Annotated in this window: 12 protein-coding genes and 1 tRNA gene; 5 read left to right on the top strand and 8 right to left on the bottom strand. The window is 42.5% G+C overall.

Going from position 1 to position 11,804, the window contains the following annotated elements; genetic code table 11:
• The first annotated feature begins 386 nt into the window (after positions 1-386).
• Positions 387-1,541, top strand: a complete 1,155-nt coding sequence (locus Q0081_RS00335; protein WP_298348086.1) for a 2-isopropylmalate synthase — start codon at positions 387-389, stop codon at positions 1,539-1,541.
• Between the two features lie 145 nt (positions 1,542-1,686).
• On the opposite strand, the gene Q0081_RS00330 is transcribed toward Q0081_RS00335, so the two are convergent.
• From Q0081_RS00330 to Q0081_RS00305, 6 genes are all read right to left on the bottom strand, one after another.
• Positions 1,687-3,318: a GMC family oxidoreductase gene (locus Q0081_RS00330; RefSeq protein ID WP_298348085.1), complete on the bottom strand. Its 1,632-nt coding sequence runs from the start codon at positions 3,316-3,318 to the stop codon at positions 1,687-1,689.
• A gap of 136 nt (positions 3,319-3,454) precedes the next feature.
• A complete protein-coding gene (locus Q0081_RS00325; RefSeq protein ID WP_298348083.1) occupies positions 3,455-4,123 on the bottom strand; it encodes a hypothetical protein in 669 nt (222 codons plus the stop codon).
• A gap of 13 nt (positions 4,124-4,136) precedes the next feature.
• On the bottom strand, positions 4,137-4,508 hold the full coding sequence (locus Q0081_RS00320; RefSeq protein WP_298348081.1) for a GntR family transcriptional regulator: 372 nt from the start codon (positions 4,506-4,508) through the stop codon (positions 4,137-4,139).
• 5 nt (positions 4,509-4,513) lie between these two features.
• Positions 4,514-5,323, bottom strand: coding sequence for a hypothetical protein (locus Q0081_RS00315; protein ID WP_298348079.1), 810 nt, complete (start codon positions 5,321-5,323; stop codon positions 4,514-4,516).
• A gap of 5 nt (positions 5,324-5,328) precedes the next feature.
• The gene (locus tag Q0081_RS00310) at positions 5,329-6,141 is read right to left on the bottom strand and encodes a hypothetical protein (RefSeq protein ID WP_298348077.1); all 813 of its coding nucleotides are present in this window, start codon (positions 6,139-6,141) and stop codon (positions 5,329-5,331) included.
• A 4-nt stretch (positions 6,142-6,145) separates the two neighbouring features.
• Complete coding sequence (locus Q0081_RS00305; RefSeq protein WP_298348075.1) at positions 6,146-6,850, bottom strand: ATP-binding cassette domain-containing protein; 705 nt, start codon at positions 6,848-6,850, stop codon at positions 6,146-6,148.
• Between the two features lie 170 nt (positions 6,851-7,020).
• Here Q0081_RS00305 and Q0081_RS00300 point away from each other — a divergent pair, with 170 nt between their 5' ends.
• On the top strand, positions 7,021-7,638 hold the full coding sequence (locus Q0081_RS00300) for a Uma2 family endonuclease (RefSeq protein WP_298348074.1): 618 nt from the start codon (positions 7,021-7,023) through the stop codon (positions 7,636-7,638).
• 34 nt (positions 7,639-7,672) lie between these two features.
• Complete coding sequence (locus Q0081_RS00295; protein WP_298348073.1) at positions 7,673-8,488, top strand: 3'-5' exonuclease; 816 nt, start codon at positions 7,673-7,675, stop codon at positions 8,486-8,488.
• 78 nt (positions 8,489-8,566) lie between these two features.
• Here Q0081_RS00295 and Q0081_RS00290 read toward each other — a convergent pair whose 3' ends face one another.
• Positions 8,567-9,829 (bottom strand): asparagine synthetase B, encoded by a 1,263-nt coding sequence (locus Q0081_RS00290; protein WP_298348071.1) that lies wholly within the window; start codon positions 9,827-9,829, stop codon positions 8,567-8,569.
• A gap of 157 nt (positions 9,830-9,986) precedes the next feature.
• Between Q0081_RS00290 and Q0081_RS00285 the strand changes: the two genes are divergently transcribed.
• Together Q0081_RS00285 and Q0081_RS00280 are read left to right on the top strand one after the other, a co-directional pair.
• The gene (locus Q0081_RS00285; RefSeq protein ID WP_298348069.1) at positions 9,987-11,231 is read left to right on the top strand and encodes an ABC transporter permease; all 1,245 of its coding nucleotides are present in this window, start codon (positions 9,987-9,989) and stop codon (positions 11,229-11,231) included.
• An 83-nt stretch (positions 11,232-11,314) separates the two neighbouring features.
• Positions 11,315-11,398, top strand: a tRNA-Leu gene (locus tag Q0081_RS00280).
• A 159-nt stretch (positions 11,399-11,557) separates the two neighbouring features.
• On the opposite strand, the gene Q0081_RS00275 is transcribed toward Q0081_RS00280, so the two are convergent.
• Positions 11,558-11,804 (bottom strand): hypothetical protein (locus Q0081_RS00275; protein ID WP_298348067.1); only part of this gene is annotated, 247 nt, incomplete at its 5' end.

The raw sequence follows: 11,804 nt of genomic DNA, 5'->3' as shown, positions 1-11,804 counted from the left end.
TGGTTTTGAGCAGCCATAGCTGATTCAAGTTGCAGTATGTATTCTTTATCTGTCAATGGGCAATGCTAAACGTTTTTTTCCATTTTAACTAATTTGACTCAGAACCTGAGTCGTAACCTGTCGACAATTGGTTTAGATTTTTTTTCAAAACTTTTTGCACGGATAAATTATTCCGCTACTTTTGTTGTGGAAATACGCGTACAGCGAAAATTCGCAACCAAAAAATGACTTGTACCAATTATAATATTCAAAGTCTCCTTCTCCTCACATTAGCCATGTGAGAGGGGAACTTTTTCATAAAAAGACCCTTTCTCACGCAGAGGAAGGGTCTTTTTATGAAAAAATAATCCAAAAGTCGAAATCAACCATCAACCCCTCTTTACACAATGAGCCAAAAAATCCAAATTTTCGACACCACGTTGCGCGACGGCGAACAAGTGCCTGGGTGCCAATTGACAACGGAAGAAAAAATTGTCGTTGCCCAACAACTCGAAAAACTGGGTGTTGATATTATCGAGGCCGGGTTTCCGATTTCGAGCCCAGGAGATTTTCGTTCAGTGGTAGAAATTTCTAAGGCTGTACGTCAACCTGTTATTTGTGCGCTTTCCCGTGCCATAAAAGGTGATATTGACGCAGCGGGAGAAGCCCTGCAATACGCTCAGCGCGGTAGAATTCATACAGGTCTTGGCTCTTCTGACATTCATATTCAGCATAAATTCAACAGTACCCGCGAGAAAATTGTGGAACAGGCGATTGGTGCGGTAAAACATGCCAAGAGTTACGTGGAAGATGTGGAATTTTACTGCGAAGATGCCGGCCGTGCTGATGTCGCTTTTCTGGCTCACTTGGTAGAATCGGTCATCAAAGCGGGAGCTACTGTCGTCAATATTCCTGACACAACCGGCTATTGTTTGCCGCACGAATACGGAGATAAAATCAAGTATATTTTTGAAAATACGTCCAACGCTCATCAGGCAACTATTTCTATCCACTGCCACAATGACCTTGGTTTAGCCACTGCCAACTCGCTTGCGGGTATCATGAACGGAGCCCGTCAGGTAGAAGTGACGTTGAATGGCATTGGAGAGCGGGCCGGAAATACGTCGTTGGAGGAAGTCGTGATGGCACTTAAAGTACACAAAGAATTGGGCTACGAAACGGGCATTAATACCCAATTATTATATCCTACGAGCCAATTGGTCTCCAAAATGATGCGGATGCCGGTGCAGGCCAACAAGGCAATTGTGGGACGTAATGCATTTGCACACTCCTCAGGAATTCACCAGGACGGCTTCCTGAAACATACGCTCAATTATGAAATCATGAGTCCTACCGACGTAGGGGTGGATAAATCAATGATCGTGTTGACGGCTCGCAGCGGTCGTCATGCCTTGAAACACCGTTTGGAATTGTTGGGTTATACATTCGATAAAGCTACTTTGGATATAATTTACAAACAGTTTCTGGATGTTGCTGACGTGAAAAAAGAAGTAAATGACAGAGATTTAGTGGAATTGGCGCGTGAAATAGTCGTAGCATAGTTCTCCATTTCTGCTAATTAAAGTTTAGGTATTTTCAGCTATGCCAATAGCTTGAATATCAGTTAAACAAAGTCTCCCCTTACAGGGAGAGATTTAGTGGGGGTACTTAAACCCGACGGGCACTTCTGCCCGTCGGGTTTGTTTTTTAATTGGTGACTGCCCGGGTTTTTACAGCAACTCTCCCCAAAATCATATCCGCCGCTTTTTCGCCAATCATAATACAAGCGGCGTTGGTATTGCCCGCAATGATACGCGGCATAATTGAGGCATCGGCCACGCGCAAGCCTTCGATTCCTTTTACTCTCAGCTCATTATCTACTACGGCCATTTCATCCGTACCCATTTTGCAGGTACCAACCGGGTGATATACGGTTTCCAGTAGCGTCTTGATGTGCAGAATCAATTCTTCGTCCGAACTGCGATGAAGCGGGAGAATGATTTCTTTTCGATAAGGTGCAAAAGCAACTGCTTCCATGATTTCCAACGCCTTTTTAGTACCTTTCAGTAGCGTAATTAAATCGTCTTCTTCCGATAAAAAGTTGGGATTAATCAACGGTGCAGCCAGCGGATTGGATGAATGCAAACCGACATACCCTACACTTTTGGGCTTGAGGAGCGTCGGTAAAACCGTATAACCGCTGGTGTGTGGAAATGTGTCAAGATTGTAAAAGTCAGCCTTGCCATCGTTCCCACTGTGTACCGGTGCAAAATGAAACTGTAAATCAACGGGATCAGGCCCGGTGTGTATTTTCAGAAAGGCATTCGCTTCCAAGGGACTGATGGTGAAAGGCCCTTTTTTGAATAATAAATAGTTGATCAGACAGGTAACCTGGCTCAAAGGTTTGAGCGTATCATTGGCCGTTGGCACGTTGGAAAGGGCACTCACGCCCGTAAACAGGTGATCCTGCAAGTTTTTGCCAACACCCGGAAGGTGTTTCTTTGCTGCAATTCCATGATGTTTGAGTTCCTCGCGGTCGCCTATACCCGACAGCATCAAAATCTGCGGAGAATTAAAGGCTCCCGCCGACAAAATCACTTCTTTAGTTGCGTAGGCTACCTCAGTTGTATTTTTACCCGTGATGTACTCAACTCCCACGGCACGGTCTTTTTCAATCAACACCTGTTTGGTATGGGCAAACGTAATCACTTTGAGATTAGGACGATGCAGGACTGGTTTCAAAAATGCCGATGCTGTACTCCAACGTTTTTGGCCTTTGATGTTGAATTGGAACAAGCTTGTTCCGGCCTGCTCGGCGCCGTTGTAGTCGTTGTTTTCGGGAATGCCGTTTTCTATACAGGCTTTTACAAAAGCATCGGCCACGGGCGTACGAAAAGCGGTAGCGTACGTTACGTTCAGCGGCCCGCCCTTGCCGTGGTAGGAATTGGTGATTTGCTCGTTGTTTTCGGATTTGATAAAATAGGGTAAAACCTCTTCATAGCTCCATCCTGAATTGCCCAAAGCCGCCCATTCGTCGTAGTCGGCTCGATTGCCTCGCACGTAGGCCATGGCATTGGTCGAACTGCTGCCTCCTAAGGTTTTTCCACGTGGTAAATAGATTTTACGATTCAGAACATGCGGTTGAGGCTCGGTTTCAAAACCCCAGTCCACTTCGGTACGATTGAGTTTTGCATACGCAGCCGGAATTTGGATTTCCATTTTTTTATCCGGCCCGCCTGCTTCAAGGAGTAATACACGATTGGCAGGGTTTTCCGAAAGGCGATTGGCCAATACACAACCCGCTGAGCCGGCACCGATGATGATATAATCGAAGGTCATTTCCGTTAAAGGTTAAGTTTGTCGGAAATGTACTATTTTTTCTACAAATTATATAGTGGTTACGCAAAGACGCAAAGAGTATGATGGATATGTTCTTTGCTCCCCTGCGCCTTTGCGTGAATCAAAAGGCGTTGCTCTATCGTTGGGGCGGAAGAGAACGCAAAGCCCGAATCCCTTTTCCAGAAAGAGATAAGGAAGCTTTATCGGAAATATAGGTTGGGACAATCTTGGTAATATTAGCCTCATGGTCGCTTAAAGAAGCGCTGTCTTTCAGTGTCACTTCCAATAAATCTACCGTAGCATCGGCGTTGAAAATCAGGGTGGAATTGTCTTTCACTTCGGCCTTTATTTTCTTAAAACTGCTTTTTTCTACCAATAGCTGGCCGTTTTTTTCAATCTGGGTGTTTAGTTCTTCCTGATTTTTTGCAACGATATTTGCGTTGGCATCCAAAAGAATAAGGTTGGGGACGCTGCGAAAGTAAGTTTCAAAATAGTTGCGCTCATTGTATTTTCCATCTTTTGAAGAAATAAACAGCGTATCACCTTGGGCTTTAAAAGTAATGCCTTCGGGTCGAACATCCTGTTTGAAACCCTGTTGGTTTTTAGTAAGATACAAGGTAAAACGGACGCCTTTGGCAACGACGACTTTGATGTGTTCAAGGGGAAAAGCGTTGATGGGAAACACGTGATTTTTGACAAACAGCAGGTGTTCTTCGTAGCCTTTTCGGTAGCCTAAATTGGTGAATAATTGCACCAATAAGGTGCCTGCACAGAAGATTATGAATAGGATAGTTGATGGTTTCATGGTTTGAGGGAGTTTAGACCTGAGTTGGATTTAAAAATGCTTCATACTGTGCTTTTAGTTGCTCAAAATCCAAACGAAGCATACTGACTTGTTTGAAAAATAGGGGCAATTCATTGGTCATAAATTGTTCGCGACGCCAATTAAGGTAGTTGGTTTCACCGTTGAGTGTGACAAAATAGCCCAATCCTCGCTTGGTATAAATCACTTCGCGTGTTTGTAAAAAATCGTACGTTCGCTGTACCGTATTGGGGTTTACCTCCAATTGTACTGCCAGCTCCCTGATTGACGGTACTTTATCGTCCGGTTTCCAGTTTTGAGCCAATATCTGCTCGCCGATGTACTCGGCGATTTGCAGATAAATGGCTGTTTGGTTATGAAATTGCATGGCTGTTAAACTTCTTTTTCTTTGATTTTCAAATAGGTAATAACGTAGAGTAATAAAGGCACACACAGTATCCACCAAAAACCATAGATATTTTCAAACGTAGAATGAAATGTGCTGGAGTATACGCCTTGATATTTGATTTGTGCCGTTTGAGGTAACCAAGGAATAGAAGAATAAGAATTTATAGAAAAATCAGCGGGAAAAATTGCCTTTAATAAGCGGTTCTGCCCCCATTCAAATAATAAGCCGACCACGATTAAAATGCCTAATGTTTTTAAGAAATTTAAACGACCGAGGGCTAAGGCACCCCACATAAAGGCAGCTGAACCGCCTAAAATGAAAACTGAAAAATAAGGGTTGTCTGACCAAATATCAGATTTAAACACAATCTTTACTTTAGGAATGTGACTTAAGGAATACGGAAAAGCGATAAACCAAGCCATTTTCCAAATAATGTAGCAAACAAGCATAGAGATTGGAACAGTCATTATCCAAGCATATAAAAACCGCTCTAATGAAGAAACAGGCACAGTCAAAGCTGAAAGAGTCTCTTTTTTAGTTGAAAAGCTTTTCAGCGAATAACTACCTGCTATCCAAACTGCTAAACCCATTATGGTTGCCAAGTAAGGGTAAATATCTACGTGATATGAATTTCCTATATTGTAACGGGTATGGACAAAACCCCATTCCTGAAAAATGTTATATCCTAATATAGCTGTCAGCCCCACTAATCCCAACGCATACGCTTTCCAATTTTCACGAAATTCTTTGCGCGCATATAGCCCAAAACGACGAATGTTAAATGTGTTGTTCATGGCTGTTAAACTTCTTTTTCTTTGATTTTCAGGTAAGTAATGGTGTAGAGTAATAAAGGGACGCACAGGACCCACCAAAATTGGTATACTTCCTCAAAAGTAGAGTGAATATCATTGGAGAAAACGCCCTTGGAAGATTCAATAGTTACTATTTGTGGTATCCAAGGGGCTGGGGCGGGTTTTCGAATATGGTAAGCATTCGGAAAGGTTGCTTTCAATAAGCGATTTGGACCCCACTCAAATAGTAATAAGCCAACGGTAATTAAAATACCTAATACCTTTAAGAAATTTAAACGCCCAAGGGTCACTGCTCCCCACATAAAAATAGCTGAGCCTCCTAAAAAGAAAACAGAAACGTAAGGGTTTCCTGTCCAATAGTTTGAGTCATTTCCGATTAATAAATTCGGAATATCATTTAAAAAATAGGGCAAAAAAACAGACCAGGCTATTTTCCAAAGGACATAGCAAATGAATGTTGCAAATGGCACAGCTATCATCCAAGCATACAAAAACTGCTCAAATGAGGAAACAGGTAGGGTCAAAGTCGCAAAAGTTTGTTGTCGATTTGAAAAACTTTTTAATAAATAACTACTTGCTATCCAAGTCATTGGTCCCATCGCAATTGCCAAATAGGAATATATTTCCAATGGGTACTTTTTATCATATAGATTGCTGTGTACATAATTCCAATCCTGATAAATATTATATCCCATAATAGCTGATAAACCTACTAAACTCAGTGCATACGCTTTCCAATTTTCACTGAATTCTTTGCGGGCATACAGTCCAAAACGACGAAGGTCGAATGTGTCTTTCATGGTATTAATAGTTTGAAATTACTTCCTGAAACAACGTTTCTAAATTAGGTTGAGCAGTGGCTTCTTCCGCCAACACATTGAGGTCTTCCTGATAAATGATTTTGCCCTGGTGCAGCAGAATAACCCAATCAATCAAACTGTCTAAGTCCCGAACCTGATGCGTAGAGATGATAATGGTACGGTTTTCAGACATAGCACCTGCCACTAATTTCCGAAAAATGCTTTTGGAAGGAATATCCAAGCCGTTGGTAGGTTCGTCCATGAGTATCAAGGGCGTATTGGCAGCCAAAGCAAAACTGATAACGGCTTTTTTGCGCTGCCCAAACGACATTCGTTCGAATTTTTGGTCCGGTTCTACCTGAAATTCATGCAGGTAGTTGAGGTACAAAGCCAAGTCAAAATTTTCATAAAATACACCATAGGTATCGGCGTATTTTCGGGCCGTTGCGTTGGGTAAATAGGGTTCGTCGGATACAAAATACAACTGACTCATGAAGGAAGGCTTTCGGTGCCGCGGCTCGTAGTTCAGTACAGAACAGTGGCCGCTTTTGGGAAAGACCAGTCCCGCAATCATTTTGAGAAGCGTGGTTTTCCCCGCACCGTTTTCACCCAACAGCCCGTAAATATGCCCTGCTTCTACGTGCAGCGATAAATCAACAAAGAGCTTTTGGGAATTGTATCCAAACTGAACATTCTTGAATTGTATCATTTTATTGGCTGATTTAGTGTAATAGATAAATAGTACACTACAAAAATGAAAGAAGAAAAAATAAAAACCAAACGTTTCATTCAAAATATTTTTGGACCCCCGAATCAGTCGATTTGTATTTCTCCGATTCGATGCTTTTTTTCTATATTTGTTAAAAAAAGCATAGTGTTATGGCTTCTGTGCAGACAATCTCTCCCAAAACAAGAAAACCTGCTAAGGTCCCTGAATACCTCATCAAAGAAGTATTGGACGGGCTGCCCGTTTATTACAAAGGGTACAAAGCAGTTTTGAGAAAAGAAAAATCGTTAGAAGAAATTATGGGTGCAAGCGGACTCCAATTATTTATCATCAGGTATTTGTTTCGTTTATTGGATCGCCGTCTTGACGAAAATTTATTCTATGTTTTTACGGGGGAAGGCGGTCTGCATATCGGCAAAGGCAATAATGTAGCCGGAGATATTCTGGTGTATGAAAAACAAAAATTGACCCCTAATTTCATTGATGAACATTATTTGCAAATTCCTCCCTTCATTAACATCGAAATTGACGTTGAGATAGACAATGCCAATTTTACAGATTATGAATACATTGACCGTAAAACCAAGAACTTGCTCACCTTTGGGGTACAAAAGGTATTGTGGATTCTTACCAAAACCAAACAGGTGATTGTAGCTGAACCAGGCCAAAATTGGTTGGTCATTGATTGGCACAAAGACATTGAAATCTTTGATGGAATTACCTTCAATATTCCAGCGTATTTAGAAAAAGAGGGAATCCCTGTGGAATAAATGCTAATTTTGGGGCTTCAATTCCAACTCTTGAATGGCACACAATCTCAAACTTAAAAAGCCTCTCGCGGTTTTTGACTTAGAAACCACGGGTATCAATATCCAGAAAGACCGCATCGTAGAAATCAGCGTGGTGAAAGCTCTGATGAACGGTGAAACAGAAACCAAGACGTTTCGCGTCAATCCGGGAATGCCTATTCCCATTGAGTCGAGCCTGATTCACGGTATTTACGATGAAGATGTAAAGGATTGTCCGACCTTCAAGAACTTTGCTAAAACATTGGCACAATTTCTCACGGGATGTGACTTGGCAGGTTTTAATTCCAACCGTTTTGATGTTCCGATGCTGGTAGAAGAATTTCTTCGGGCCGACGTAGAATTTGACATCAAAAACCGTAAACTCGTGGACGCCCAACGGATTTTTCACCTCATGGAACCCCGCAATTTATCGGCAGCCTATAAATTTTATTGCGGTAAAGACTTGGAAAATGCCCACAGTGCTCATGCCGATACGGTAGCCACTTTTGAAGTATTATGCGCTCAAATTGATCGCTATGCAGGGGTGAAGATGAAAAACGAGAAGGGCGAATTGTATGAACCCGTTCAAAATGACATGGAGGCTTTACACAATTTAGCGGCTGCTAAAATCGTGGATTTTGCCAATCGTATGGCATACAATGCCAAGGGGGAAGAAATTATTAATTTCGGAAAGCACAATGGCAAACGGGTTGTGGATGTGCTTACCCAAGAACCCAGTTATTACGATTGGATGATGAAAGGGGATTTTCCTCTGGATACCAAACGTAAACTGACGGAAATTAAAATGAGAATGGCCTTTGGAAGGAAGTAAGCAGTTTACAGTCGGCAGTTTACAGTAAAATTCTTTATTAGTACTGTAAACTGTTGACCGTAAACTGTCAACTGAAAACTATGTTTTCAATTTCTTCTTCTTTGCGGCCGGGAACAGAATATTATTCAAAATCAAACGATAACCGGCGGAATTGGGGTGTAAATTCAAATCGGTAGGTTCTTCGTTGATTTCGTGGCGGTAATCTTCGGGGTCGTGGCCTCCATAGAAGGTAAAGAATCCTTTTCCGAATGTACTGTGAATGTAGCGGGCTTCTCCCGCCGTGCGATTTTCGGCCAAAATAATGACTTCAGGCTTAATGTATTGCTTTTTGAAAGCTGTTGTTTGACCCATAAACCCTTTGATGATTTGTTGGTGGTTTTGGGTCAGCATGGTTGGTACGGGATCCCACTTCGCCGAAAACTGAAACAACGTAAAATAATCATTCGATTCATTTACGCCACGGTCATTGGGTTGACTGTCAACCGTAGAAAATTCAATTTCATAAGGATTGGTGACAACCTGAAAGTTTTGAAAGGCAAACGTCTGCGTAAAATCCAGCTTTTTCTGAGCCGCAGGGTCGGTTCCATCACCATCGTACAAAACATCGGCAATGTCCGTATTTTGGGCCGCTAAGGCGACATCGTACGTATCAGTGGCATTACACATGGCAAACATATATCCGCCTCCGGCCACGTATTGCTGCACTTTTTTAGCAACGGCCAATTTGAGCTTAGATACTTTTGAGAATCCCCACTTGGCGGCAATTTCTTCCGCCTCGCGTTTTTGGGCGCGATACCATGGATAATCCCGGAAATGAAAGAATTTGCCGTATTGTCCCGTGAAATCTTCGTGGTGTAAGTGCAGCCAATCGTATTCGGCCAATTTCCCCTGCATTACTTCGTCATCATAGACTGTCTCGTAGGGAATTTCAGCGTAGGTCATTACCAGCGTTACGGCATCATCCCAAGGTTGCTTGGTTTTGGGAGAATACACGGCTACTTTGGGCGCTTTGTGGAGTTTGACATTGTCCATATTGGCATCAGGCTGAGCGATTTCGTTCAAAATCCCCGCACTTTGCGCATCGGAAATTACATCATAACTTACCCCTCTAATAACCAGTTCGTTGACCACTCGTTGGCTCCAATCCAACATAAAACTGCCCCCTCGATAGTTGAGTAACCAGTCTATTTCAGTATCATAAGTACGTAGGACCCAATACGCTAACCCGTAGGCCTTCAGGTGGTTTTTTTGGGACTCGTCCATCGGAATCAGAACTTTAGAAGCCGAAGCTCCGTGAACAAAGCCAAAAAAAATGATAAGTGGTAGGATGAACCGCTTCATCGGTTTGTGGATTAAAATTTTCAGAATCACTTTTGTACTAACGAATATACTACAAAAAACGTGCAGAAAATGGAGATAAGAGATAGAATTCGGAAGCTCGCATGAAAATAATTTCAGCTTCTGCTTTATCGCTCCCTTTAGACGCCTCCCGAAAGCTATGAATCTCCTTGAAAACTTCCGCGAAGGACTTCGCTCTATCCAGTCCAATATGCTGCGCACGGTGCTGACGGCGCTTATCATTGCCATTGGCATCACGTCACTGGTCGGGATTCTGACAGCTATTGACGGAATGCAAAGTTCGGTTAACAACAGCTTTGCCGATCTGGGAGCCAATACCTTTGATATCAGAGGCCCGCAGCCGTTCAGAAGACGTAATTCAGGTGTTAAATTTAAAGACTATCCGCCCGTTACGTATCGTCAGGCAAACCAATACAAGCGGGAGATCAGGGATACGTACAATGCTCAGGTTTCTATTTCTTCCAATGTACGCGGGGCAGTACAGGTGAAATACCGTTCTGTAAAAACCAATCCCAATACCCGGATTGTGGGAATTGATGATAACTTTATGACGATCAAAGGCTATAAACTGTTAGACGGTCGAAATTTCTCCCAAACTGATTTGGATAACGGCCTTAATGTGATCATCATCGGTTCGGAAGTAGCACAAAAACTGTTTGAAGGAAAAATAAACCCCGTTAATCAGGAAATCATTGTGATGGGCAACCAGTACAAAGTGGTGGGGGTATTGGATAAAAAAGGCTCACTGACGGGCGGTGGAGACGACCGGGTACTTTTAGTGCCGCTCGAAAACGGCCGTGCTTTGGCTGCTAATCGGGAGCTTACCTTTGACATTACTACTTCCGTCAATAGTGTAGAGGACCAGGAACTCATTATGGAAGAAGCGCGGGGAATTATGCGCCGTGTTCGGAAGGATATCATCGGTAAACCGGATTCTTTTGAAGTAGAAAGTGCCGATGCCTTGGCAAAAGATTTTGAAGATATTTCCGGTTACCTGCGCATTGGCGGTTTCGGAATCGGAATCATTACGCTGTTGGGAGCGGCTATTGCGTTAATGAACATTATGCTTGTATCGGTAACGGAACGTACGCGGGAAATTGGCATTCGGAAATCGCTGGGTGCTACACCTCGCCTGATACGCCTTCAGTTTTTGATGGAAGCCGTTGTCGTTTGTATCCTTGGCGGGATAGGTGGTTTAATCCTCGGGATTGTGGTTGGAAATCTCATTGCTAAAGTAATCAGCTCCAATGCGAGTTTTATCATACCTTGGTTCTGGATGATGATGGGTATTCTGGTTTGTGTTGTCGTTGGAATTATTTCAGGAATTTATCCGGCCATAAAAGCCTCACGCTTAGACCCTATAGAGGCTTTGCGCTATGAATAGATAAATTTTTTACAAAAATTTTTTACAAAAAACTTGCATTTAATCTGTCAGACGCTACTTTTGCAGTCCCGTTTCCAGAAGATGCCCAGATGGCGGAATCGGTAGACGCGTTGGTCTCAAACACCAATGGGGTCACTCCCGTGCCGGTTCGACTCCGGCTCTGGGTACTTTAACAAAAAGCTCGAAGCTAAAGCTTCGGGCTTTTCTGTTTTTTACTGAAATTCTACTGAAACATTTCTTAAGTTATCTCAAAGTTTATATTTCAAAAATTGATTTTATCACTTAAAGATTCTTAAAAACTACTACAAAATACCTTCTTTTACCCTTTATTTCGATAGCTTTTGAGATTTGAGTGGGAATGCATAGAATTGTGGAAAAAGAGAAGTAGATTGAATTAAATTGGCGTTTTTACCGGTCTGATTGTTGTAGATAGGAATGTATTGGCAATATAATTTTCGGCGGTGTATCAAATGTAATGCTGCCTCTCCAAGTTGAATTGCCAAAAGCACCAACCAATCGCCAAGTTGTGCCACTTGTCCAATTTGGAAAAGGATAGCGACTTTCTGACCAGCC

This window comes from Runella sp., from assembly GCF_027484545.1.
Classification (GTDB): Bacteria; Bacteroidota; Bacteroidia; order Cytophagales; family Spirosomataceae; genus Runella.
The sequence above is the reverse complement of the archived record's forward strand: the minus strand, read 5'-3'. Positions and strand labels throughout refer to the sequence as shown.